Annotated in this window: 24 protein-coding genes; 15 read left to right on the top strand and 9 right to left on the bottom strand. The window is 68.9% G+C overall.

The window, feature by feature from the left end; all coding sequences use genetic code 11:
- Nucleotides 1–68: 68 nt before the first annotated feature.
- From ACIRGA_RS21640 to ACIRGA_RS21630, 3 genes are all read left to right on the top strand, one after another.
- The gene (locus ACIRGA_RS21640) at nucleotides 69–962 is read left to right on the top strand and encodes an endonuclease domain-containing protein (protein ID WP_400943589.1); all 894 of its coding nucleotides are present in this window, start codon (nucleotides 69–71) and stop codon (nucleotides 960–962) included.
- Between the two features lie 262 nt (nucleotides 963–1,224).
- A complete protein-coding gene (locus ACIRGA_RS21635; protein ID WP_400943794.1) occupies nucleotides 1,225–2,916 on the top strand; it encodes an SDR family oxidoreductase in 1,692 nt (563 codons plus the stop codon).
- A gap of 17 nt (nucleotides 2,917–2,933) precedes the next feature.
- On the top strand, nucleotides 2,934–3,524 hold the full coding sequence (locus ACIRGA_RS21630; protein WP_400943792.1) for a TetR/AcrR family transcriptional regulator: 591 nt from the start codon (nucleotides 2,934–2,936) through the stop codon (nucleotides 3,522–3,524).
- A 51-nt stretch (nucleotides 3,525–3,575) separates the two neighbouring features.
- On the opposite strand, the gene ACIRGA_RS21625 is transcribed toward ACIRGA_RS21630, so the two are convergent.
- Nucleotides 3,576–4,727: a citrate synthase 2 gene (locus ACIRGA_RS21625; protein ID WP_400943587.1), complete on the bottom strand. Its 1,152-nt coding sequence runs from the start codon at nucleotides 4,725–4,727 to the stop codon at nucleotides 3,576–3,578.
- 291 nt (nucleotides 4,728–5,018) lie between these two features.
- On the opposite strand from ACIRGA_RS21625, the gene ACIRGA_RS21620 reads away from it, so the two are divergent.
- The 6 genes from ACIRGA_RS21620 to ACIRGA_RS21595 are packed head-to-tail and all read left to right on the top strand — an operon-like array spanning nucleotide 5,019 to nucleotide 9,420.
- Nucleotides 5,019–5,321 (top strand): urease subunit gamma, encoded by a 303-nt coding sequence (locus ACIRGA_RS21620; protein WP_016337506.1) that lies wholly within the window; start codon nucleotides 5,019–5,021, stop codon nucleotides 5,319–5,321.
- 12 nt (nucleotides 5,322–5,333) lie between these two features.
- Nucleotides 5,334–5,627 carry an urease subunit beta gene (locus ACIRGA_RS21615; RefSeq protein ID WP_400943583.1) on the top strand — a complete coding sequence of 98 codons (294 nt, stop codon included), beginning with the start codon at nucleotides 5,334–5,336 and terminating at the stop codon, nucleotides 5,625–5,627.
- Nucleotides 5,627–7,348 (top strand): urease subunit alpha, encoded by a 1,722-nt coding sequence (locus ACIRGA_RS21610; protein WP_400943580.1) that lies wholly within the window; start codon nucleotides 5,627–5,629, stop codon nucleotides 7,346–7,348. Before ACIRGA_RS21615 ends, ACIRGA_RS21610 begins: the two co-directional genes overlap by 1 nt.
- Nucleotides 7,348–8,022: an urease accessory protein UreF gene (locus tag ACIRGA_RS21605; RefSeq protein ID WP_400943577.1), complete on the top strand. Its 675-nt coding sequence runs from the start codon at nucleotides 7,348–7,350 to the stop codon at nucleotides 8,020–8,022. Before ACIRGA_RS21610 ends, ACIRGA_RS21605 begins: the two co-directional genes overlap by 1 nt.
- Nucleotides 8,012–8,719 (top strand): urease accessory protein UreG, encoded by a 708-nt coding sequence (gene ureG / locus ACIRGA_RS21600; protein ID WP_400943575.1) that lies wholly within the window; start codon nucleotides 8,012–8,014, stop codon nucleotides 8,717–8,719. The genes ACIRGA_RS21605 and ureG overlap by 11 nt, the downstream gene beginning before the upstream one ends.
- A complete protein-coding gene (locus ACIRGA_RS21595) occupies nucleotides 8,716–9,420 on the top strand; it encodes an urease accessory protein UreD (protein WP_400943572.1) in 705 nt (234 codons plus the stop codon). Before ureG ends, ACIRGA_RS21595 begins: the two co-directional genes overlap by 4 nt.
- Before the next feature lie 57 nt (nucleotides 9,421–9,477).
- Here the strand turns inward: ACIRGA_RS21595 and ACIRGA_RS21590 are convergent, their stop codons facing one another.
- A complete protein-coding gene (locus ACIRGA_RS21590; RefSeq protein ID WP_400943569.1) occupies nucleotides 9,478–10,572 on the bottom strand; it encodes a lipase family protein in 1,095 nt (364 codons plus the stop codon).
- Between the two features lie 91 nt (nucleotides 10,573–10,663).
- Here ACIRGA_RS21590 and ACIRGA_RS21585 point away from each other — a divergent pair, with 91 nt between their 5' ends.
- Nucleotides 10,664–11,284, top strand: coding sequence for a TetR/AcrR family transcriptional regulator (locus ACIRGA_RS21585; RefSeq protein ID WP_400943566.1), 621 nt, complete (start codon nucleotides 10,664–10,666; stop codon nucleotides 11,282–11,284).
- A gap of 67 nt (nucleotides 11,285–11,351) precedes the next feature.
- On the opposite strand, the gene ACIRGA_RS21580 is transcribed toward ACIRGA_RS21585, so the two are convergent.
- From ACIRGA_RS21580 to ACIRGA_RS21550, 7 genes are read right to left on the bottom strand one after another with little or no spacing between them, the layout of a single operon-like run.
- Nucleotides 11,352–11,945, bottom strand: coding sequence for a GTP-binding protein (locus ACIRGA_RS21580; RefSeq protein WP_400943564.1), 594 nt, complete (start codon nucleotides 11,943–11,945; stop codon nucleotides 11,352–11,354).
- Nucleotides 11,923–12,303: a DUF742 domain-containing protein gene (locus tag ACIRGA_RS21575; protein WP_034308529.1), complete on the bottom strand. Its 381-nt coding sequence runs from the start codon at nucleotides 12,301–12,303 to the stop codon at nucleotides 11,923–11,925. Before ACIRGA_RS21575 ends, ACIRGA_RS21580 begins: the two co-directional genes overlap by 23 nt.
- 20 nt (nucleotides 12,304–12,323) lie before the next feature.
- Nucleotides 12,324–12,749, bottom strand: coding sequence for a roadblock/LC7 domain-containing protein (locus tag ACIRGA_RS21570; protein ID WP_005156032.1), 426 nt, complete (start codon nucleotides 12,747–12,749; stop codon nucleotides 12,324–12,326).
- The gene (locus ACIRGA_RS21565; protein ID WP_400943561.1) at nucleotides 12,746–15,391 is read right to left on the bottom strand and encodes a nitrate- and nitrite sensing domain-containing protein; all 2,646 of its coding nucleotides are present in this window, start codon (nucleotides 15,389–15,391) and stop codon (nucleotides 12,746–12,748) included. The genes ACIRGA_RS21570 and ACIRGA_RS21565 overlap by 4 nt, the downstream gene beginning before the upstream one ends.
- A 2-nt stretch (nucleotides 15,392–15,393) precedes the next feature.
- Nucleotides 15,394–16,182, bottom strand: a complete 789-nt coding sequence (locus tag ACIRGA_RS21560) for an ABC transporter ATP-binding protein (protein ID WP_400943558.1) — start codon at nucleotides 16,180–16,182, stop codon at nucleotides 15,394–15,396.
- On the bottom strand, nucleotides 16,179–17,132 hold the full coding sequence (locus ACIRGA_RS21555; RefSeq protein WP_400943556.1) for an ABC transporter permease: 954 nt from the start codon (nucleotides 17,130–17,132) through the stop codon (nucleotides 16,179–16,181). The genes ACIRGA_RS21560 and ACIRGA_RS21555 overlap by 4 nt, the downstream gene beginning before the upstream one ends.
- Complete coding sequence (locus tag ACIRGA_RS21550; protein WP_400943553.1) at nucleotides 17,129–18,133, bottom strand: ABC transporter substrate-binding protein; 1,005 nt, start codon at nucleotides 18,131–18,133, stop codon at nucleotides 17,129–17,131. The genes ACIRGA_RS21555 and ACIRGA_RS21550 overlap by 4 nt, the downstream gene beginning before the upstream one ends.
- Nucleotides 18,134–18,523: 390 nt before the next feature.
- Between ACIRGA_RS21550 and ACIRGA_RS21545 the strand changes: the two genes are divergently transcribed.
- From ACIRGA_RS21545 to ACIRGA_RS21525, 5 genes are all read left to right on the top strand, one after another.
- Nucleotides 18,524–18,895, top strand: coding sequence for a hypothetical protein (locus ACIRGA_RS21545; protein ID WP_400943550.1), 372 nt, complete (start codon nucleotides 18,524–18,526; stop codon nucleotides 18,893–18,895).
- A gap of 517 nt (nucleotides 18,896–19,412) precedes the next feature.
- Nucleotides 19,413–20,099: a pyridoxamine 5'-phosphate oxidase gene (gene pdxH, locus ACIRGA_RS21540; protein ID WP_400943548.1), complete on the top strand. Its 687-nt coding sequence runs from the start codon at nucleotides 19,413–19,415 to the stop codon at nucleotides 20,097–20,099.
- A 374-nt stretch (nucleotides 20,100–20,473) separates the two neighbouring features.
- On the top strand, nucleotides 20,474–21,757 hold the full coding sequence (locus ACIRGA_RS21535; protein ID WP_400943545.1) for an MFS transporter: 1,284 nt from the start codon (nucleotides 20,474–20,476) through the stop codon (nucleotides 21,755–21,757).
- Nucleotides 21,758–21,781: 24 nt separating this feature from the next.
- On the top strand, nucleotides 21,782–22,369 hold the full coding sequence (locus tag ACIRGA_RS21530) for a DUF3558 domain-containing protein (RefSeq protein ID WP_400943542.1): 588 nt from the start codon (nucleotides 21,782–21,784) through the stop codon (nucleotides 22,367–22,369).
- A gap of 95 nt (nucleotides 22,370–22,464) precedes the next feature.
- Nucleotides 22,465–23,850 (top strand): APC family permease, encoded by a 1,386-nt coding sequence (locus tag ACIRGA_RS21525; protein ID WP_400943539.1) that lies wholly within the window; start codon nucleotides 22,465–22,467, stop codon nucleotides 23,848–23,850.
- Nucleotides 23,851–24,157: the final 307 nt, after the last annotated feature.

Below are 24,157 nucleotides of genomic sequence, written 5' to 3'. Positions count from 1 at the left end.
GTGGACAAGTAAGGGGAAGATGATCTTGAACGCCGGATTGGGCCCGGAGCGGATGTCATCGTTCGATCGTGTCCAGTAACCGCTACGCGACGATCTGCGAGTTCTCCGGCCCCTTCGTGGGCAGCCGTGCCGTCAGCGAAGGAGACCTGACCCGTGCCCAGCTGCGCTCGGGGCCGTACAACCGGCTCTTCCAGGATGTCTATGTCCCGATAGGCATCCCTCAAGATCACGAGCTGCGGTGCAAGGCCGCGATCCTGGTCATACCTGACGGCGCGGTGCTGACCGGGTGCTCGGCCGCGACGGTCCGTGGATTCCCGTTCTCGCTCGAAAACGACCCGGTCGAGTTCGTGGTGCCCGAGGTGAGAGGTTTCCACAGCCTGCGCGGAACGCACCTCCGCCGGACCAGGCTCCTCGGTCACGACTTCGAGCCATGGCGGGACGGCCTCATCGCGACTCCGTTGCGCATGACGATGGACATTTTGACCGACACCCGGCTCCGCCGTTCCTTCCCTCGTGTCGTCGGGTTGCTGGACACGCTGCTTCGCGCTGGATTCGTCGACGGCGAGACGCTCAAGGAATACCTGGCACACCGGCGCGACAACGGGATCGTCCGAGCTCGTCAAGCCTTGGCGTTCTCGGATGGCCGAGCCGAGTCGATTCCGGAGTCGGAGGTCAGGGTGTGGTTGAGACTTCATGAGATCGACGCGGAGCCTCAGGTCGAGGTTTACCGGGGAACCCGGTTCCTCGGCAGGCTCGACCTCGCGATCCGCGAAGCCAAAGTCGCCGTCGAGTATGACGGGGCTTGGCATCTCGAAGGCGAACAACCGCGTCTCGACGCGCGTCGGCGAGCGATGATCGAGGCTGAGGGCTGGGAGTTCATCGTCATCACCAAGGAAGAGCTCTATGCCGACCCGCGCGCGATGGTGCGCAGGGTGCGCGCGGCTGTCGACTCCCGCGTTTAGTCCTCTGGATGCGGTAGTTGCGCGTGCAAGGACCGCATCCAGAGGACTAAATGCGGGAGTCCGGGGTGGGGAAGTTTCCCGTGGAACCACGAAAAACGGTGTCATGAAAGGAAAAGCCGGTCGACCGCACGGCCGGGGAGAGTCCGCAAGCGGCCGAATCGGTGACGGAGGAGGCGAACAGGCGCTCGAACCTCCGGCCGGATCCGAGCCCTCGCGTCCTTATTGACAAGTTGTCTAACATGACACTATGTCTCATACGTGGGTGACGGCCAGCGACGGTGTCCGCCTTTCGGTCCGGGTGACCGGCGTCGACGACGCGCCCACGGTGGTGCTCGTCCACGGTTACCCGGACAACGGCTCCATGTGGGACGGCATCGCCGCCCTGCTGGAACGCCGCTACCGGGTGGTCGTCTACGACGTGCGCGGCGCGGGCCGCTCGGACAAGCCTTCGGGACGAGCGTCCTACAAACTGGATCAACTGTCCGACGACCTCGCCGCGATCGTCGAGGAAGTACAGCCCGAGGGCAAGGTCCACCTCCTCGCGCACGACTGGGGCTCCATCCAGACCTGGCATTCGGTCACCGGGGACAGGCTGCGCGGACGGCTCGCGTCGTTCACGTCGATCTCCGGGCCGAGCCTCGACCACGCGGGCGCGTGGTTCCGCGCGCAGGTGCGCCCGAACCTGAAACGGCTCAAGAACGCGCTCGTCCAGTGGGCGCATTCGACCTACATCCTCGGCTTCCAGATCCCCCTGATCCCGCAGGTGCTCTGGCGCACCGGCGCGATGGGCGCGCTCATCGGGCGGATGGACCCGGCGGCCGGAGCACCGTCCACTTCGGATGGTCTGTACGGCCTCAACCTCTACCGCGCCAACATGTTCACTCGCCTCTCCCGGCCGAAGCCGCGGCCGGCCGAGATCCCGGTGCAGGTGCTCGCGCCCACCGGCGACAAATTCGTCACCACACCGCTGCAGACCGAGATCGAGCGCTGGGCGCCGGACCTCCGGATCCGCCGGATCGTCGGCACGCACTGGGTGGTCCGCGAGAAGCCGCGGGTGATCGCCGACGCCACCGCCGAGCTGATCGACCACGTCGAAGGCGGCGAGGAGAGCCGTGCGCTCAAACAGGCGAGGACCAAAGGGTTCGCGCACAAGCTCGTCGTGGTCACCGGCGCCGGCAGCGGGATCGGCCGCGCGACGGCGCTCGCGTTCGCGGACAAGGGCGCGGACGTCGTCATCACCGACATCAACGGCTCCGCCGCCGCCGACACCGCGAAACTGCTGCGGGACAAGGGCGTGACCGTCGGCGAGTACACAGTGGACTCTTCCGACGCCGAAGCGGTCGAGAAGTTCGCCCAGCGGGTCAAGGAGGAGTTCGGCGTCCCGGACATCGTCGTCAACAACGCGGGGATCGGCCTGTCCGGCCCGTTCCTCGACACGACGGTCAAGGACTGGGAACGCCTCATCGACGTGAACCTTTGGGGCGTCATCCACGGCTGCCGCGTCTTCGCTGAGCAGATGCGCGAACGGGCCGAAGGCGGCCAGATCGTCAACGTCGCCTCGGCCGCCGCGTACCTGCCGTCGAAGATCCTTTCCGCCTATGCCACCACGAAATCCGCCGTGCTGACGTTGAGCGTCTGCCTGCGGGCCGAGCTGGCCGCCGAGAACATCGGCGTCACCGCGATCTGCCCCGGCATCGTGAACACCAACATCACCAGCACGACCCGCTTCGTCGGTGTCGACGACATCGAGCAGAAGCGGCGCCAGAAGTCGAGCAGCAAGCTGTACGCGAAGCGCGGCTTCGGCCCGGAGAAGGTCGCGCGCGACATCCTGCGCGCCGTCGAGAAGGACAAGGCCATCCAGCCGTCGACGCCGGAGGCGAAGGCCGCGCTCGTCCTCTCCCGGCTCACTCCCGGGCTGCTGCGGGCCGCGGCGAAACTGGACGTCACCCCGTGACCGGACGTCCACGCAGGATGTCGCCGGAAGCGCGCCGCGAGGATCTGATCCGGGCCGCGCTGGACCTGTTCGGCTCGCGCGCGCCCGAACTCGTCACGGTCGACGACATCATCGCCCGCGCCGAGGTCTCCCGGCCGCTGTTCTACCGGTACTTCTCGAACCTGCGAGAACTGCAGGTCGAGGCGCTGAAAACGGTCACCGAAGGGCTCATCGACGGCTTGGCCGGGCTCGAGGAAGGCCCACCCGAAACCCGGCTGCGGGCCGCCGTCCGCGGGCTCATCGACGTCGCCGACCACTACCGGGCGGGTTATGTCGCGCTGTTGCGCAGCGGCTCGGTGATCGCGACGTCCGAGACGGACGCGGCGATCGACGAGGTCCGCAACCGCGCCGTCGAGCTCATCCTCGACGCGCTCGGAGTGTCGGAGCCCTCGCCTATGCTCCTGCTGACGTTGCGCTGCTGGACCGCGGTGGTGGAGGGCTCGCTGCTGAGCTGGCTGCAGGAACGCGCCGTGCCGCGCGAGGTGCTCGACGGCTGGCTGGTCGATCAGCTGACGGCCATGCTGTCGGCGACCGCGGCCCACGATTCTTCGGTCCCGCAGATGCTGTGAACGGTCCGTTCCTGGCCAATCTCGCAAGGAACGGACCGTTCACAGCGCGCGTCAGGACTGCTTGGCGACCAGGTCCCAGCCTTCGACGTCTTCCGGCTTCCGCGGCTCCGGCCCGACATACTTGGCCGAGGGGCGCACGAGGCGGCCGGTCTTCTTCTGCTCCAGGATGTGCGCGGCCCAGCCGGCGGTGCGCGCCGAGCTGAACATCGCGGGCATCATATGCGGCGGGACCTGGGCGAAGTCCAGGATCACGGCGGCCCAGAACTCGACGTTGGTCTCGATCGGGTGGTCCGGACGCCGCTCGCGCAGCTCCTTCAGCGCCACCTGCTCCAGCTCCGCGGCCGCCTCGTAGCGCGACGCGCCGAGCTCCTGGCAGGTGCGGCGCAGCACGCGCGCCCGCGGGTCCTCCGCGCGGTACACGCGGTGCCCGAAGCCCATCATCCGTTCCTTGCGGTCCAGGATGCCCTTGACCAGGCCGACCGCGTCACCGGTCTTCTCGACCTCTTCGATCATCGGCAGCACCCGCGCCGGCGCGCCGCCGTGCAGCGGGCCGGACATCGCGCCGATCGCGCCGGACAGCGCGGCGGCGACATCGGCGCCGGTCGAGGCGATGACCCGGGCGGTGAAGGTCGAGGCGTTGAGACCGTGCTCGGCGGCCGAGACCCAGTAGGCGTCGATGGCCTTGACGTGGGCGGGGTCCGGCTCGCCTCGCCAGCGGACCATGAAGCGCTCGGTGATCGACTTCGCCTCGTCGACCCGGGTCTGCGGGACGGCGGGCTGCCCGATGCCGCGGGCGGACTGGGCGACGTACGAAAGCGCCATCACCGAGGCACGGGCCAGCTGATCGCGTGCCTCGTCGTCGGTGATGTCGAGCAGCGGCCGGTAGCCCCAGATGGGGGCGAGCATGGCCAGCGCGGCCTGGACGTCGACCCGGACATCGCCGGTGTGCACCGGCAGCGGGAACGGCTCGGCGGGCGGTAGCCCGTGGCCGAAGCGGCTGTCGACGAGAAGACCCCAGACGTCACCGAAGCTCACCTTGCCGGCGAGATCCTCGATGTCGACACCGCGATAACGCAGCGCGCCGCCGTCACGGTCGGGCTCGGCGATTTCGGTCCGGAAGGCGACCACGCCTTCGAGACCCGGTCGGAAACCGTCGTCGACCTGCTCGGACGGCTGATTGGTGCTGATCGTGGAGGTACTCACTGTGGTGAAACCTTTCGATGCGCATTCCCCGGCTTTGTGTTCATGCGTGGACGGGATACACGCAGCGAAGGCGCGCCTCATCGCACGGATGGACAAACTTTGCTCCACGTCGCGGCCCGGGGCAATCGAAAGATGTGGTGCTTTCGGTCACGATTACGAGAACGATTCAGTGAAAAGAAGCTTCGTACGCGAAGAGTTACGGCGGCGTTCACTTTCCGTGTACCGGCGGCCGAGGTAAATCCTGTGTTTCAAGAACCGGCGCCGACCGGATTCCGGTGATAGACCTTTCCCATGCACCTGAGCCCCCAGGAGCGGGACAAACTGCTCATCCACGTCGCGGCGGACGTAGCTCGCAAACGCCTGGAGCGCGGGGTCCTGCTGAACTACCCAGAGGCGGTCGCGCTGATCACCGACCACGTCCTCGAAGGCGCCCGCGATGGCCGGACGGTGAGCGAACTCGTCGCGAGCGGGCGTTCGGTGCTCGGCCGGGCGCAGGTGCTGGACGGAGTACCGGAGATGGTCGATTCCGTGCAGGTCGAAGCCACTTTCCCGGACGGCACGAAGCTCGTCACCGTGCACGACCCGATCGTCTAGAAAGGGCCGCCAGTGCGACCAGGAGAGATCATCACCGGTGACGCGCCGGTCGAGCTGAACCCGGGAAGGCCGCGGGTCCGGCTGCTCGTGCGGAACCTCGGAGACCGGCCCGTCCAGGTCGGCTCGCACTACCATTTCGCGGCGGTCAATCCGGGCCTCGAATTCGATCGCGAAGCCGCCCGAGGGCATCGGCTCGACGTGCCCGCGGGAACGTCGGTGCGGTTCGAGCCGGGAGTCGAACGCGAAGTCGACCTCGTCCCGCTGGCCGGGAACCGCGCGGTGCCCGGACTGCGGAGGGAGCCCTGATGCCGTCGATCGATCGCGAGCGGTACGCCGAACTGTTCGGCCCGACCACCGGCGACCGGATCCGCCTCGCGGACACCGACCTGCTGATCGAAGTCACCGAAGACCGCAGCATGGGGCAGGCGGGCAGCGGTGACGAGGTGCTGTTCGGCGGCGGCAAGGTGATCCGCGAATCCATGGGCCAGGGGATGGCGACCCGGGCCGAAGGCGCGCCGGACCTGATCATCACCGGCGCGGTGATCCTGGACCACTGGGGGATCGTCAAGGCCGACGTCGGTGTGCGCGACGGCCGGATCGTCGGCATCGGCAAGGCGGGCAACCCGGACACGATGGACGGCGTCGACCCGGCGCTGGTCGTCGGCCCGTCCACCGAGGTGCTGTCCGGCAACGGGAAGATCCTCACCGCGGGCGGGATCGACTGCCACGTCCACTTCATCTGCCCGCAGCTGACCGACACCGCGCTGGCGTCCGGCCTCACCACTCTCGTCGGCGGCGGCACCGGGCCGGTCGAGGGCAGCAAGGCCACCACCGTCACGCCCGGCGCGTGGAACCTCGGCCGGATGCTGCAGGCGATGGACGGCCAGCCGGTCAACGTCCTGTTGCTGGGCAAGGGGAACACGGTCCGGCACGAGGCGCTGCGCGAACAGCTCGCGGCCGGCGCCGGCGGGTTCAAACTGCACGAGGACTGGGGCAGCACCCCGGCCGCGATCGACGCCTGCCTGACCGTGGCGGGCGAATCCGGTGTCCAGGTGGCGATCCACACCGACACGCTCAACGAAGCGGGCTTCCTGGAGTCCACTGTGGACGCCATCGGTGGCCGCTCGATCAACGCGTACCACACCGAAGGCGCGGGCGGCGGGCACGCGCCGGACATCATCCAGGTCGCCGGGCTGCCCAACATCCTGCCGTCGTCGACGAATCCGACGCGCCCGCACACCGCGAACACCCTCGACGAGCATCTCGACATGCTCGTCGTCTGCCATCACCTGAACCCGTCCGTGCCCGAGGACCTGGCGTTCGCCGAAAGCCGGATCCGGCCGACGACCATCGCGGCCGAGGACGTCCTGCACGATCTCGGCGCGATCTCCATGATGAGCTCGGATTCGCAGGCGATGGGCCGGATCGGCGAGGTGATCATCCGGACCTGGCAGACCGCGCACGTGATGAAACGCCGTCGCGGCGCGTTGCCCGGCGACGGCGCGGCAGACAACTTGCGGGCTCGTCGCTATGTCGCCAAGTACACGATCAACCCCGCGATCGCGCACGGCATGGACCGCGAGATCGGCTCGGTTGAGGTCGGGAAACTCGCGGATCTCGTGCTGTGGGAACCGAAGTTCTTCGGGGTGCGGCCGCACGTGGTGCTGAAGGGCGGATTCCCGGCGTGGGCGGCGATGGGCGACGCGAACGCGTCCATCCCGACGCCGCAGCCGGTGCTCGCGCGGCCGATGTTCGGCGCGGCGCCGGCGGTCGCCGCCGCGAGCAGCTTCCATTTCGTGGCTCCGGAAGCGCTGGAAAGCGGGGTGGCGGAACGGTTCGGCATCGCGCGGAAGCTCGTGCCGGTCGAGAACACCCGCTCGCGGGGCAAGGCCGACATGGTGCTCAACGACGCGACGCCGGACATCCGGGTGGAGCCGGACAGTTTCGCCGTGCACGTCGACGGCGAGCTGATCGAGCCGCGGCCGGTGACGGAACTCCCCATGGCGCAAAGGTATTTCCTCTTCTGATGGATCTCTCCGCGCTCATCCTCGCCGACTCCCGGTTCCCCGGGGGCGGCCACGTTCATTCCGGCGGGCTCGAAGAGGCCGTCACCCGGAAGCTGATCACGCACGAACGCGACCTGCCGGTATTCCTTTCCGGGCGCCTCCGTACGGCGGGTGCGCTGGCCGCGGTGTTCGCCGCCGCGTCGGCGCACGCGGCCGTGCGGAACGTCCGAAGTGGACACTGGCGGCGGCTCGATCTCGAACTGGACGCCAGAACGCCTTCCCTCGCGCAGCGGGAGGCGTCCCGCGCGCAGGGTCGCGGCACGGCCAGAGCCGGAAAGGCGGCCTGGCCCTCGCCGGTGCTTTCCCAGCTGCTGAAGGAAACTCCGCGACCGCATCATCCGGTGATCGTCGGCGCGCTGGTCGGGGTGCCCTTCGACGCCGCGATGGCGGTGGCCTACCTCGCGATCAGCGGTCCCGCGAGCGCGGCCGTGCGGCTGCTCGGTCTCGATCCGTTCGCCGTCAACGCCGTCGTGGCCCGGCTCGCGGAAGAGGTCCGTGAGGTCTCCCTTCGCGCCGCCGAGGTCGCGGGTGACGATCCGGCCGATCTCCCGGCGCCGGGTTCTCCGGCGCTCGATCTGTTCGCCGAGGCACACGCCCGGCACCACAAGGAAGAGGTGCGTCTCTTTGCCAGCTGAGCATGGTCACGGTCACGGACATGTGCACCCGGTCAACTTCGACCCGACCGCCGCGGAACCCGACCACTACGAGCAGGCGCCGACCGCCGGACGCGCGTACCGGATCGGGATCGGCGGGCCGGTGGGGAGCGGGAAGACCGCGCTCACCGCGGCGCTGTGCCGGGCGCTCGGCGACGAGGTGAACCTCGCCGTCGTCACCAACGACATCTACACCACCGAGGACGCCGACTTCCTGCGCAAGGCCGGGGTGCTCGACCCGGAGCGGATCGAGGCCGTGCAGACCGGCGCGTGCCCGCATACCGCGATCCGCGACGACATCACCGCGAACCTCGACGCGGTCGAGCGGCTCGAGGAGCGGTTTCCGGGGCTGGATCTGGTGATCATCGAAAGCGGCGGCGACAACCTCACCGCGGTGTTCAGCCGGGGGCTCGCCGACAGCCAGGTGTTCGTGGTCGACGTCGCCGGCGGAGACAAGGTGCCGCGTAAGGGCGGGCCGGGTGTCACGACGGCGGATCTGCTGGTGATCAACAAGATCGACATCGCGCATCTGGTCGGGGCGGACATGGACGTGATGACCTCGGACGCGCACCGGATGCGAGGCGAACTGCCGGTGATCACCCAGTCCCTTGTGGACACTCCGGACGCGCCGGCGGTCGCGGACTGGGTCCGCTCGCTGCTCCCGGTCCGCGCGGGGTGAAGGCGCACGCGCGGCTGACCGCCTGCTTCGAGGGTGGCCGGACCGTACTGCGCGAGCTGCGTTCGATGGCACCGCTCACGCTCATCCCCAAGCGGGGCACCGGTGCGACGGCGGTGGTGCATCTGGTCAACTCGGCGACCTCGCCTCTGGGCGGGGATGAGCTGAAGCTGACCATCCGCGTCGGGCCCGGTGCTTCGCTGCGTCTTTCCGGAGTCGCGGCGACGATCGCGCTTCCCGGGCTGCACGGTGAGGGGAGTTCGTCCCTTGTGGACATTGGCGTGGATGACGGCGGGTCTTTGGAGTACTTGCCGGAGCCGACCGTGGTGACCGCTCGTGCTCGGCACACCGCCGTGTTCCGGGCCGCTTTGGCGCCTGGTGCCTTCTTGCGCACACGAGAGGTGTTGGTCCTGGGCCGGGCGGGCGAGCGGCCTGGCTCTCTGGTGACGACGCAGCATGTGACGCGAGGTGAAGTGCCGGTGCTGCGGCAGACGCTGGAGATCGGGGATTCCACTTTGGACTCCAGTCTCGCGCATCTCGCCGGGCGTCGGGTGCTGGCGACCGATCTGGTCGTGGGTGGGCCTGCGGTCCCCGCGGCGTCCGGGGAGTGGTGGTCGCGGACGCCTCTGGCCGCCGGTGGAACCCTGACGACTTCGCTCGCTCCGGACGCCGTGACCGCTCTTCGGGTCCTCGAAAATCCGTGAAGGCCTCCTTCACTACCCTGAAGGTAGTGAAGGAGGCCTTCACGGACTGACTCCCCGTCAGAACTTGGTGCCCAGCCAGGTCATCGCGACCGGACCGCCCGTCGCGACACCGCCGATGTGTTCCAGCAGCGGGAACTCCTGCCAGGTGACGTCGGCGCCGAGGGCGCGATAGCGGTCGCGCAGGCCCTTGCCGACCGCGAGCGGGATCAGTTCGTCCAGCGACGCGTGGTACAGGTAGACCGGTGCGCCCGGTTTGGTCTTGCCCGCCAGGTTCTCGCCGAGCCGGGCCTGCCAGCGCGGGTCCGACGAAACGTTCGGCACGGTCGTGAAGTCGTTCAGCCGCGCGAAAGGCGCCGCCGCGCCGAGTTCGACGGTGCACGCTTCCTTGACCTTCGCGACGGCCTTCTCGCCTTTCGCGTTGAGCACGGCGTCGAAGGGCAATTCCGGATACGCGGCCGCGTAACCGACGGCGGCGCCGAGCACCAGCCCGAACGCCGGACCGCCGTCGTTGAACTTCAGGACCGCGTTCAGATCCGCCGGGACACCGCCTTCCGCGACGCCGACCAGGTTGACGTCGGGCGCGTAGGACGGCTGCAGTTCGCCGGCGAACGCGGCAGCCTGACCTCCTTGTGAGTAACCGAAAACCCCGACCGGCCCGGTCTTGGACAAGCCTGCCTCGGGAACCCGGGAAGCGGCGCGGGCGGCGTCGAGGACGGCCCGGCCTTCGGACTGGCCGACGGCGTAGGTGTGCGTGCCCGGGGTGCCCAGGCCTTCGTAGTCAGTGACGACGACCGCCCAGCCGCGCGAAAGCGCTTGGCTCATCAGGAGGACTTCGTTCTCGGACCCGTTCGTCAGCCGGGTCGACGGTGCGCACTGGTCGCCGAGGCCGTGGGTGCCGACGGCGTAGGTGACCAGTGGGCGCGCCCCGTTCGTCCATGGCGTGTGCGGGACCAGCAGGATGCCCGACACCGTGTTCGGCTGCCCCGTCGCCGAGGTGGAGCGGTAGTTGAGTTTCCACGCCTTCGCCGGGGCGGTGGCGACGACCGGTTTGTAGTCGACCAGGTCCCCGGGGGCGCTCGGCGCGGCTTGCGCGGCGGGCGCGCCGATCAGGGCGGCTGCCAGGGCTGAGACCAGAACTGTCCGAAGCGTCATTGCCGTCTCCAGTTTGGTAATCGAGATTTTCGCAATGTAGGCGGTGTTGCTAGCATCTGGCAATCCCTGTTACCGAATCGGGGGAGGTCGAGTGGCCCGCACCTACGGCGGGGTCGCGCCCGAGCAACGGCGCGCCGAACGGCGTGAACGCCTGCTCGTGGCGGCCCTGGACCTGTTCACGTCGACGGGCTACCAGCAGGCGAAGATCACCGAGTTGTGCACCCGCGCCGGCGTCTCGACACGGAACTTCTACGAGGAGTTCGAGAACAAGGAGAAGGTGCTGCTCACCCTGCACGAGCGCATCAACGCGCTCGCGCTGGAGCACGTCACCGGCACCCTGGACCGTCTGGAGGACACCGACGCGGTCACGCGGATCGGGACGCTGCTGGACGTCTTCGTCGGCACGGTCACCTCGGATCCCCGGATGCCGCGGCTGAACTACGTCGAGGCCGTCGGGGTCAGTGCCGCTTTGGAGGCGCAGCACCAGGAATGGGTCGACCGGTGGGCCGCGTTCATCGAAGCCGAGGCCCGGCACGCCGCCGAGCACGGGGTGGCGCCCGATCGCGACTACCACCTGACGGCGATCGCGCTCGTCGGCGCGGCGACCGGTCTGCTGCGCGAGTGGCAGGCGCACACCCCGCCGCTGCCGGTCGCCGACGTCGCCGCCGAACTCCGTGCCCTGATGCTGGCCGCGATCACCCGGCCCGCCTGACCCCGCGTTCAGTCCTCTGGATGCGGTCCTTGCACACGCAAGTACCGCATCCAGAGGACGAAATGCGTCAGGAAGCGGCGGAGGCCCGCCGGAAGGTGTTGTGCAGCACGGCCAGCAGCGCGTCACGGACGGAAAGCCGCTGCCGCGCGTCGAAGGTGATCAGCGGGACGTCCTCGCCCACCGCGAGCGCCCACCGCACGTCTTCGAGGTCATGCTTGAGCGAGCCGTCGAAGACGTTCACCCCGACCACGAACGGCAACCCGGCCTTCTCGAAGTAGTCGACGGCCGGATAGCAGTCGTCGAGCCGCCGGGTGTCGACGATGACGAGCGCGCCGAGCGCGCCCAGCACGAGGTCGTGCCACATGAACCCGAACCGGTCCTGCCCCGGCGTGCCGAAGAGGTACAGCTTCACCTCTTCGTCGATGGTGATGCAGCCGAAGTCCAGCGCCACCGTGGTGGTGGTCTTCGACGGCACCTCCCCGCCGGTACCGTCGACGGCCGCGCCGGTCGAGGTCATGGCGGCCTCGGTGGTCAGCGGTTTGATCTCGGAGATCGCGCCGACGGTGGTCGTCTTGCCGACCCCGAACCCGCCGGCGATGACGATCTTGACCGGTGTCGGCGGTTTGACCGACGCCGGTTCAGCGAATTGCTTCGAGTCCACGAATGACCCTTTCGATCATGCCGAGGTCCTGGGTGAAGGCTCCCGCCGGGCGACGGAGCACGACGTAGCCGAGCGCGGCGAGATCCGCCACGAGCACCCTGGCCACGCCGATGTGCAGGCCGAGCATCGCCGCCACTTCGGCGACGGATTTCGTTTCCCGGCAAAGGGAAACGATCTCCCGCCGTTCGAAGGTCAGCCTCGCGTGCGACGCCGCGCCGAGCCTGCTCGTGAGCACCTGAGCCTCGATTTCGAGCGTGCCGTCCACCGGCTGCGCGCGGCCGGCGGTGAGCAGATACGGGCGTAGCGGCGAGATGCCCTGTTCGGCGCCTCGCGGCTGAGGTACCTGGTCGTCGCTCATTCCCTTGTCCCCTCGTCAGTTCAGCTGCCGACGCTCTTCTTGAGTTCCTCGATCAGCGCGGGGGTGAGCACCTCGGTCGCCCGGTTGGCGAACATCGCCATCTCGTACGCGATCGTGCCGAGGCTGGCCTGCTTGGTGGCGAGCACGCCGAGCGAGCAGCCGATGCTGATCGTGCAGACCAGCAGGTACCCCTGCTCCAGCTCGATGATGATCTTGTCGGGCGAACCGAGCGGGTGGCTCTCGGAGACACCGTGCGCGAGGCCGAGCATCGCCGAGCAGATCGCGGCCAGCCGATCGGCGTTGGCCCGTTCCAGCTCGGACGACATCGCGATCAGCAGGCCGTCGGCCGAGACGGCGATCGCGCCCATCGCGCTCGCCGTGTTCTGTGCGAAGCGCGTCACCAACCAGTTGAAGTTCCGGGCTTCGACGCTGACTCCGGTCGTCATCTCTTGCTCTTCTCTCTCTGTTCCATCTCCGGGTTGACGGCTTTCTCCAACCCGTCACTGAAGGCGTCGAACGCGGCACGCTCGGCCTCGGGGTCACGCATGCCCTTGGGCTTGGTGGTGTTCAGCGCCGCCCGCGCGGTCTGGTGCCGCGCGGCCGGACCTTTCGCCAGCCCCGGCGCCAGCTGCGCGCCGGGGACTCGTCTGGTGAGACCGCCGCGGGAAGCGGCGGGCACCGGTGTCGGGGTCGGCATCGGCGCCGGGACGGCGGCCGGTGATGGTGGTGGTGACAGTGGTGGCGGTGCGGTGGCCTTCGCGAGTCCCGCCTCGAAGCCGTCGAAGGCCGCTTTGGCCGCTTCTGGATCATGCCTGGACTTCTGCCGCGCCGGCGCTTCGGGGGCACCGGGAAGCTGCGCGCCCTTGACCCGCCGCCGCAACCCGCCCCGGGTCTCGCCGGGGTCGGCGGCGGTCAGCGTCGGCGCGGGAGCCTGGAACGCGGGCTCCGGCACGGGCACGGGCATGGGCGGTGGCGCCGGTTCGGGGATGGCCCCGTCGGTCTTGCGGAACCACCGGAAATCCTTGGGACGCTGGCCGTCGCGCGGGATCATCCCGGCGATCGCCAGCGTCGGCGGTTCGTGCGCGGCCGCCTTCTGCCGCGGCTCGGGGAAGGACGGCGGGTCGGGCTCGTCGCCCGGTTCCGCCGTCGGCCACACCGGCGGCGCCGGGACGGACTTCGGTACCGGTGGCCGGTACGTCAGCAGATTCGGCGGGATGGTGAGCCGCGCGGTGATGCCGGCCGACGGCTCGGTCTCGGTCAGTTCGACCTTGAGCCCGTGCCGCCGCGCGAGCCGTCCGACCACGAACAGCCCGAGCACACTGGTCGGCGCCAGTTCGAGCCGCTCGCGTTCGACCAGCCGCCGGTTCTCCTCGGCGAGCCGTTCGGCGGTCATGCCGATGCCCTGGTCCACGATCACGATCAGGCAGGAGCCGTCGGGCAGGATCCTCGTGCCGACGTCCACAAAGGACTCCGGCGGGGAGAACGACGTCGCGTTCTCCAGCAGCTCGGCGAAGATCAGCACCAGATCGGAGCCGAACGGCGACGACAGCAGCACGTCGCCCATCGAACCGAGCCGCACCCGCTGGTAGTCCTCGATCTCCGCGAGCGCCGAACGCAGCGCCGTCGAGAGTTCGATCGGGCCGGAAATCCTTGCCTCGTCACGGTTTCCCGAGACGACGAGGAGGTTGTCCGCGTTCCGGCGCAACCGGGTGGAGAGGTGGTCGAGCCGGTAGAGGCTCGCCAGCAGGGCGACGTCCTGCTCGTTGCGCTCCAGCTCGTCGACCAGCGCCAGCTGCCTGCCCACCAGGTTCTGCGTGCGCTTCGCGACGTTGGCGAACATGAGGCCGACGTTGCGCCGCGTGACGGCCTGCCGCTCCACCAGTTCGGCCGCGGTGGCCTGCACCCGGTTGAACGCCTCGGCCAGCTTGCCGAGCTCGTCCTGCGAGGAAACGTCGATGGTGGCGAGGCGCGGCGCGAGTTCTTCGGCCTGCTCGGTGTCGGTGACGCGGACCAGTTCGGTACTCGCGAGGTCCGCGACCGACGTCGCCGCCGTGGTCAGTTTCCGCAGCGGATCCGCGATCGACCGGCTGACCGCGATCGCGAGACCACCGACCAGGAGGAACAGCACGCCGGCGCCGATACCGATCGTCCACGCCAGGTTCTGGGCGGCGTCGGCGCGCGCGGTCGCGGCGTCGGTGATGCCGGTGGTGACCGCGTCCTGGGTGAGCCGCCGCTGGTTCGACTGGGCGTCGACGGCGCCGAGGATGTCCGGCAGCAGGTTCTGCACGGCTTGCGGGCCACGCGCCTCCGGGAGCCTGGCTTCCAGCGCGTCGACCCGGCGGCCCGTCTCGCCCTGCTCGACCGCCACGACCTGCGTCGCCTGGGTGACGTCGGCCTGCTGCACGAACCGTTCGAGGAACAGCGACGACTGCTGCTTCGCGTCGGCCAGCACCGGCGCGCCCGATTCGGGGGTGACCAGCACGATGATCAACGCCATACCGCGCAACGAGTTCTCCTCGTTCGCGCGCAGCAGCGCGTCGAGCGCCGTCAGCTGCTGGGTGCCTGCCGCGTCACTGGTCTGCTGGGGGACCAGGCGGAGCGAGTTGATGACCGCGTCGATCACCGCGTGATACGTCCGCGCCACGCTGTCCAGCGAGGCGCCGCGCCGCAGCGCGTTCTCCCGGATCTCGTTCAGCGATCCGATGCGCACCAGCGCCGCCGCGAGTTCTTCCGGCGCGTCGGCGCTCAGCTGCGAGCGCACCTGGTTCACCGTTTCGGCGACCACGCCCTGCTGTTTCAGCATCGCGGAACTGCTCGCCGACGAAGACGCGATGTAGTGCGCCGTCAGCAGCCGCTCGCGCTGGAGTTCCCAGGCGAGCGTGCCGAGGGCGCGGGCCTGCGACGCGACGTCGGCGGTGGTGCGGGCGGACCGGGCGTCGTCGATCTCGCCGGCCACGTAGGGCACCGACACCAGGACCACGGCGGTCAGCGGCAACATCAGGAGCAGGTTGAGTTTGCCCCGGATGCCGAGTCTGCCGAGCAACCCGGAACGCAGGCTGCGTTCGGGCCGGGACTTCCCGTGCCTCATGGTCACCTTTCTCCCCGGCTCCGCCCGAGGTGTCCGCGGTGCTGCTCCCGGACGAGGTCTTCGATGGACGCGCGCAGCGAGACGAACCCGGGCGCGCGTTTGACCGCGAGGTCGCGTTCACCGGGCAGGTCGACCACGATGTCCGCGGCCACCCGGCCCGGGTCCGAGGCCAGCACCACGACGCGCCCGCCGAGGAACACGGCCTCTTCGACGTCGTGGGTCACCATCAGCACGGTGGTGTGCGTGTCGGTCCAGATCCGGCGGATCAGGACCTGCATGTCCTCTTTGGTCTGGACGTCCAGTGCGCCGAAAGGTTCGTCCAGCAGCAGCACGTCGGGCTCGCACACCAGCGCCCGCGCGATCGCGACCCGCTGTTTCTGCCCGCCGGAAAGCTGTTTGGGCAACGACTTCCGCAGCCGGCCGAGCCCGGTCTCTTCGAGATACCAGTCGATCCGGCGCGCCCGCTCGGCCTTGTCGATGCTGAGCAGCTCGAGTCCGAACGCGACATTGCTCTCGACCGTGCGCCACGGGAACAGCGCGCCGTGCTGGAACACCAGCCCGCGATCCGGGCCCGGCCCGGTCACGGTGTCGCCGTCGAGGGTGATCAGGCCTTCGGTCGGCTCGGTCAGCCCGGCGATCAGCGACAGCAGGGTCGACTTGCCGGATCCGCTCGCGCCGACCACGCAGACGAAGTCGCCGCGCGCGACGTCGAGGTCGATCCCGTCGAGCGCGCGGATGGTCTTGCCGCGGACCGTGTAGTCCTTGGCGACGGCCTTCAGCTGAAGCGTCATGCCGCCCACTTCCCGACCCTGGCCCGCAGGAGCCGCAGCGCGATGTCGATGACCAGTCCGAGCAGGCCGATCACGATCAGCAGCGCGAAGATCCGGTCGGTCTGGGTGAACCGTTGCGCCCGCATGATCCGCAGGCCGAGCCCGGCGGTGGCGTTGATCAGTTCGGCGACCACCACGAAGTTCCACGCGGCCGCGGCGTTGACGCGGGTCGCGTCGATCATGCCGGGCAGCGCGTGCGGGACGATCACCTTGCGCAGGACCTCGCCGCGCCGCGCGCCGAGCGTGTACGACACGTCGATCAGCGAACGCGGCACCCCGCGGACGGCGTCGGCGGTCATCAGCGTGTTGAAGAAGACCGTGCCGAGGAACAGGACCGCGACCTTCGACGGCTCGCCGAGGCCGAGCCAGATCATCAGCAGCGGGATGAACGCGCTCGCCGGCAGATAGCGCAGCATCGCGATGACCGGCTCGAACAGGGCCAGCCCCGCGTCGAACGTCCCCATCACGATGCCGAGCGGGACCGAGACGAGCACCGCGAGCCCGAAGCCGAGCAGCACCCGCTGGGTGGTGGCCCAGAGGTCGCCGAACAGTTCACCCGACTCGATCATCTTCACCAGCGCGTCGAACACCGCGACCGGCGTCGGGAGGAACATCGGCTTGATGGTGCCCAGCGCGTTCAGCGTCACCCAGATCAGCAGCGGGATCACGAACGAGGCCGCAGCCAGCGTCCACCGCCAGCGGGCGGAGATCGGCGTCCGCAGTGAAAGCAGCGGGGAGGCGTTCGGCTTGAGGCCCGCCCGGCGGGGCAGCGGCGACCAGTCCGGACGCGCGCCGCGCCGATCTTCCTGCGCCTCGGCGAGCCGCTGTTCGTCATCGAGGCGGCGCGCTTCGGCCTCGTCAGCGGCGTCCGTCCGCTGACCGGCGCGCCCCGCCGCGTCCGTGGCGCTCACTTCACCGCCTTGACGTACTGGTCGTCGAACAGCCCGTCGAAGTTCGGCCGGCTCTGGGCGAGCCCGTTGGAGACGATGAAGTCGGCGATCTTGCCCGCCTGGAAGTTCAGGTGGGCCGGGGTGACGCCGGGGGTGAACGCGTCGAGGTTCTGCTGCTTCGTGAAGATCGTGGTGCCCGCGTCGTACGACTTGTACTCCTCGATCGACACTGCGCCGCGTTTGGCCATGATCTTCACGGCCTCTTCGCGGTTCTGCTTGATCCAGTCGATCGTCTCGAACCAGGTGTTCACCAGCGCCTGGACCTCCTTCTTGCGCTCCTTCGACATCTGCTCGGAGACGACGAGGTGGTCCGGGATGGCGCCGGGGAACTCGGCGGACGTCGCGATCGCGCGGCTGCCGGGGCGCTCGAGCGCCTTCGAGGTGAAGGGCGCGAAGGCGGCGACGGCGTCGACCTGCTCGCCGACGAACGCGGCCGCGGCGGCGTCGGTCAGCAGCGGGACGATTTCGACGTCCTTCTCGGTCAGTTTCGCCTCCTGCAGCGCGAGCAGCAGGAGGTAATGGTCGACGGTGCCCTGCTCGACGGCGATCTTCTTGCCCTTGAGGTCGGCGACGCCGGTGATCCCCTGGCGGGCGATGATCTTGTCGTTACCGGTCGAGTTGTCGTTGACCAGCACCACCGACAGCTTCGCGCCGCCGCTGACCGAGGCGAGGGTGTCGTTCAGGGTCTGGCTGTTCGCGTCGATCGCGCCCGAGGAGAGGGCGTTGATGCTCTCGGTGTAGCTGTCGAACCACTTCAGGTCGACGTTCACGCCGTTCTTCTCGAACAGGCCCTTCTCCTGGGCCACCGCCCACGGGAACCAGCCCGGCCAGGCGCTGTAACCGATGGTGACCTTGGTGCCGGAAGCGGCCGTACTGTCGGAACAAGCCGAAAGGGCGGTCACGCCCGCCAGCGAAAGGGCGCACAACAACGCCGTCATCAGACGGCGGGAACGGGAAATCACAACGCACTCCTGGGGAAGGGGAGTAACTCGGGCGTGGAAAGTTCCGGCTGTTCGAGCGCAGGACTGATCGACCGGTGTCGAACTCCCTCGCGGAAGCCCGGCCGGCAATGGCGGATGGTGCGGCCGCACACCCGGCCGTCCCGTCCAAACCTCTGAACATATTGGATAGAGGTGATCACCCCGTTGCTCTCGGCGGCGATCCTATCGAGTGGCGCAAGGTCTACCTAGTGTGATCGTCGGCTCTTGCACGATTCGCTGTCACATTCTGCTAAATCCGGTCGTTCGCCCCAATGGGCGGACTCTCGCCCGATGGACAACCCGGTCCCGGACGTCGTACGTCCATCGGGTGGTGGGTGAAATCTTCGCCCGCCCTTCGGGAGGGAGCAGAGGATGAAAATTCGTTCGGCCGCGTTGTGCGTCGCGGGGGCGGCGATCTTGTCCACCTTGGCCGGCGCGGGGCAGGCGAACGCGACCAGACCGTCCAGTCTGGTCTTGAGTCCGAGCGCCGTCGTCGCAGGTGGGACGGTCACCGCGGATATCTATTGCCTGCGCCCGTCGGGGGCGGGCGAGCTCGCGACGACCCTCGTCGCGGACGGTCTCGCCGCCCCGATTCCCTTGCGGGTGGTGGGCGACGGCGGCACCGGCGGCATCGGTGTCGCGTTGCGCGGCGACGGTCCGGTCGGGACGGTGCCGGGGCGGTACACGGCGACGTACGACTGCTGGGGCTGGATCGTCCGCGCGGAGTTCGCTGTCACGAACTGACAACACGGCAGTAGAAGCGAAGGCCGGTTTCGGGGCGCGAATTGACGCCCCGGAGCCGGCCTTCACTGACACATCTCACGGAGGTGTTCCGCGGGGTAATTTCTGTCAGCTGACAGAATTAGCTCGGGCGGGCGCGGGCGCCGCCGTGAATACCGGAAGAATTGTTCGCGGAATACCGAAACTTCCGCGAAACAAAAGTGGAAAGAATTACCGGCCGGGTCGCGCGGACCCGGTCTGTCCAGGGCATTTCCGTCGTTTGTGGAGCCGGGCGCGCTTTCGCGGGCGGGTGGGACGAATCGGGACAAAGGCCTCCGGCGGCCGACGATCGACCTTGATCGATCAGGTCCGGCCAGGTGGCCGGGAGGTGACGGCTTGCGGTCCAGCGGCTACACACAGATGATCGGGCAGGGGTGGCGGGTGTCACCGTTCAGTGGGTTTCGCCGCCGCGTCGGAGGCAATACCGTCGGCGGCAAAGCCGAAGTCACAGATGCCCCGACCGGGTACGGAGGTTTGGCGGATGATGCCGGAGATCAAAGATGGCGCTGCCGACAGCGCTGACGCCGTCGTGCGCCTGCCGGGCATGCGGGTGGCCTACGAAGGGGCCGCCTTCGACGAAGCCGCGCTGGCGGAGACCTGGACCGCCCAGCTGCAGGACTGGCTGAACCAGGCCGTCTCCGCCGGGATCGCCGAACCGAACGCGATGGTGCTCGCCACGGCCGACCCGGAGGGCAGGCCGTCGTCGCGGACCGTCCTGTGCAAGGGCCTCGACGAGCGCGGTGTCGTGTTCTACACGAACTACACCTCCACCAAGAGCCACGACCTCACCGCGACGCGCTACGCGTCGGTCACCTTCCCGTGGTACGCCCTGCAGCGTCAGGTCCACGTGCGCGGCGAGGTGGAGAAGGTCAACGTCGCCGAGACCGCCGAGTACTGGGCGTCCCGCCCGCGAGGTTCGCAGCTCGGGGCCTGGGCCTCGCCGCAGTCCCGCGTCGTCGACGGCCGCCGCGCCCTCGAGACCGCGCTTCACGGCATCGAGCGCCGCTTCGCCGACGTCGAGAACATCCCGTTCCCGCCGCACTGGGGCGGGTGGCGCATCCGGCCCGACGTCGTCGAGTTCTGGCAGGGCCGCGAGGACCGCATGCACGACCGGCTCCGCTACGTCCGTACCGACGACGGCTGGCAGATCGAGCGCGTCGCGCCGTAATTTTTGTCGCGCGCTTCCGCAAACGCGCCGCAGGGGCGCCCGTGTCGTTTTCAACTCGCGTTGGGAGCGGAGGGCGCCCCTTCGTCGCGTTTGCGGGGGCCTTCGGCCCAAGAGAGGGCGCGCGACGGTGAAGTCTCCCCGTCGCGCTGGCGCGCTCCCGGGAGACGCGTGGGGTCACCGAGGGTCTCGAGGGTCACCGGTGTTGGGTCACCTGGCCTTGGTGCGGTTGCGTGGTGGGCTGAAGGGGCCCTTCGCCTCATCGCATGGGGTGAAAGCGTCCTTCGCCGCGTCTGACGAGGGGAAAGGCCCCTTCGGCGACCGGGTGAGGTAAATCGCGCGCGGGTGGTTAGTTAGCGCGGCTAAGCTGTCTGGTTGTGAGTGACGACGTGGGGGTTGAGCAGCGCAAAGGTGTCCGCAAGCTGTTCGGCTCGATCGTCGTCGACACCCGGCCGCTCAAGATCCCCGCGTTCCGCCGCCTCTGGCTCTCCACGGCGGTCACCGCGATCGGCAGCCAGCTCACCGCCGTCGCGGTCCCCAAACAGGTCTTCGACCTCACCGGCTCGTCCGCGTACGTCGGCCTGACCGGCCTGGTCGCCCTGGTCCCGCTGCTCGTCTTCGGTCTCTGGGGTGGCGCCATCGCGGACGCCGTCGACCGCCGCAAGCTGCTGCTTGTCACCAACGTCGGGGTCACGCTCACTTCGGTGGTCCTGTGGCTCCAGGCGTTCCTGAACGTCGGCTCCGTCTGGCTCGTGCTGGGACTGCTCGCGGTCAACCAGGCGTTCTTCGCGGTCAACATGCCGACCCGCAGCGCCGTCGTCGCCCGGCTGGTGCCGGACAAGCTGATCGCGCCTGCGACCGCGCTGAGCAGCACGATGGCCACGTTCGGCGCGGTCTTCGGCCCGCTGCTCGCCGGTTCGCTGATCCCGATCCTCGGCCTCTCGACGCTCTACCTGATCGACGTCATCGCCCTGACGCTGACCCTCGTCGCCGTCTACAAGCTCCCCCCGATCCCGCCGCTCGGCGAGATCGCGCGCCGGGCCGGGCTCCGCGACATCATCGACGGCTTCAAATACTTGGCGACGCAGAAGATCCTGCTCGCCTCGTTCCTCGTCGACATCATCGCGATGGTCGCGGGCATGCCGCGCGCGCTGATCCCGGAGATGGCGGAGCGCACCTTCGGCGATCCGCCCGGCGGCGGTCCGGCGCTGGGCTGGCTGTACGCCGCCCTCCCCGCGGGCGCCATGCTGATCGGCCTCTTCTCCGGCTGGCTGACCAGGATCCGCAAGCAGGGTGTCGGCGTGATCGTCTCGATCTGCGTCTGGGGCGCCGCCGTCGCCGGTTTCGGGCTCGCGAACTCGCTGTGGCTCGCGGTCTTCTTCATGGCGCTCGCCGGAGCGGCCGACATGGTCAGCGCGATCTACCGGATGTCGATCCTGCAGGTCGCCACCACCGACGAGATGCGCGGACGGCTGCAGGGCGTGTTCACCGTCGTCGTCGCGGGCGGCCCGCGGATCGCCGACCTCACCCACGGCTGGGCGGCCGCGGGAGTCGGCACGGCCGCCGCGGCCTCCGGCGGCGGGGTGCTGGTCATCGTGCTGGTCATCGGCGCGGCGCTGCTGATCCCGTCCTTCTGGCGGTACCGGGCCCCGGTCGGCTGAGCCGTCCCGTCTATCGTCGGGCCCATGCGTATTTCACGGGCGATCATCCTGTTCGCCGCTGTCATCGCGACCCTTTCCGCCTGTTCGTCCGGGGACGAAAAGACGGACAACGCGGCGGCCAAGCCGTCGAGCCAGGCCCCCTCGCCGTCCGCCGCGCCGAGTTCGTCGGCCGCGCCCACCGGTGGCGCCGGTGCGAAGGAGCCGTGCGCGCTGCTGCCCGCCGAGGCTGTCGGCAAGGCCGTCTCCATCCAGGGCGTGACGTCGGCGCCGGGCCCGGTGCAGGACAACGCCGCCAACGGGGGCAAGGCCAAGAGCTGTGTCTACTCGGCCGCCGGCAAGCAGATCGGCGCGCTCGCCGTGACCCGCTTCGAAGGCAACAAGATCAAGCCCGCCGAGATGGTCACGGCGCTGAAGAAGGCGAAGCCGAACGCGAAGGACGTCGCCGGTGTCGGCGACGGCGCCATCTACTACACCGACGAGAACAAGACCGCGACGCTGGCGTCCGCCGAACTCGTGGGCAACGTCCCGGTGCTGGTCAACTACACCGGGCCGGCGAAGATGACGCAGGAGATGATGGTGCCGCTGGTGAAGACCGCGGTCGACGCCGACTGAGCGGATTACCCATCGGGCCGCTTCGTCAACCCGTGACGAAGAACTGACCAAATCGGACTGTCGGCCACAGACGTGATGCGGCACACTCTTGCCGCATGGCGGACACGACGACAACAGAACCGACCGGTCCGGCCGGTCAGCCGAGCCTTAAACGGGTCATGGGTTCCAAGCTCCTGCTGTTCTTCGTGGTGGGGGACATCATCGGGACGGGCGTCTACGCGCTCACCGGGCAGGTGGCGGGCCGGGTGGGCGGCGCGCTCTGGCTGCCGTTCCTGATCGCGTTCGTGGTCGCGTTCATGACCGCGTTCAGCTACCTGGAACTGGTCGGGAAGTACCCGCAGGCGGCGGGGGCCGCGCTCTACACGCACAAGGCGTTCAAGATCCGGTTCCTCACCTTCATGGTGGCGTTCGCGGTGATGTGCTCCGGGATCACGTCGGCCTCGTCGGCCGCGAAGGCCTTCGGGGACACGTATCTCAAGGAGTTCATCACCGCGCCGATGCCGCTGGTGGCGATCCTGTTCGTGATCGGGCTGGGGCTGATCAACTTCCGCGGGGTCTCCGAATCGGTGAAGACCAACGTGGTGCTGACCTGTATCGAGGTCGGCGGCCTGCTGATCATCATCGGGGTCGGCGTGTGGGCGGTGCTGAACGGCAACGGGGACGCCTCGCGGCTGGTGGAGTTCGACACCGAGAACCAGACGATGCTCGTGGCGATCACGTCGGCGACGTCGCTGGCGTTCTTCGCGATGGTCGGTTTCGAGGACTCGGTGAACATGGCCGAGGAGTGCAAGGACCCGATCCGGATCTTCCCGAAGGCGATGCTGTGGGGCATGGTCATCGCCGCGACCATCTACATCATGGTCTCGGTGACCTCGTCGCTGCTGGTGCCCGCGGACGATCTGGCGGCGGCCAAGAGCAGCGCGCTGCTCAAGGTGCTCGACGTCGGCGCGCCCGGGTTCCCGCGCGAGGTCTTCTCCGCGATCGGTCTCTTCGCGGTCATCAACTCGGCCCTGATCAACATGCTGATGGCCAGCCGTCTCCTCTACGGCATGGCGAACCAGCGGATCATCCCGAAGCAGCTGGGCACCGTGCACCCGTTCCGCCGCAGCCCGTGGGTGGCGATCGTGTTCACCAGCCTGATCGCGATCGCCCTGGTGTCCTTTGTGGACATCGGCGTGCTCGGTGGCACCACGGCGTTGCTGCTGCTGGCGGTGTTCGCCATCGTCAACGTCGCGGTGCTGGTGCTGCGCAAGGAGAAGGCGGCGCACAAGCATTTCCGCGCGCCGACGATCGTCCCGGTGCTGGCCGCGATCTTCTGCGTCTACCTGGTGACGCCGTTGTCCGGGCGGCCCGCGCGCGACTACAAGGTCGCCGCGATCCTGCTCGGGGTCGGCGTCGTCCTGTGGGCGATCAACTGGCTCGTCATGCGGGCCACGCACAGTGAAGAGGACCGGCAGCCCATCGAGCCGCCGGTCGGCTAGCCGGTGTCCTGTAGGTGAGGTCGTGAGTGGCGTTTCGGGTTCTAACCCTCATTGCCACTCACGACCCCTTCGCGAAACACTGAAACCGGGCCAATCGGGCACTCTTCTCGGGAGGAGAGGCCTTTGTGGACAGTGGGGCCGCGTGACGGTTTCCCGCAAGTGGGCGTGCAGCCGGGCGTGGGGGGGGGGGGGGGGGGGGGGGGGGGGGGGGGGGGGGGGGGGGGGGGTGGGGGGGGGGGGGGGGGGGGGGGGGGGGGGGCGCCGCGACGGCAGCGGAGGGGGGGGGGGGAGGGGGGGTGTGTTGGGT

It is taken from the genome of Amycolatopsis sp. NPDC102389, from assembly GCF_044765885.1.
Classification (GTDB): domain Bacteria; phylum Actinomycetota; class Actinomycetes; order Mycobacteriales; family Pseudonocardiaceae; genus Amycolatopsis.
The sequence above is the reverse complement of the archived record's forward strand: the minus strand, read 5'-3'. Positions and strand labels throughout refer to the sequence as shown.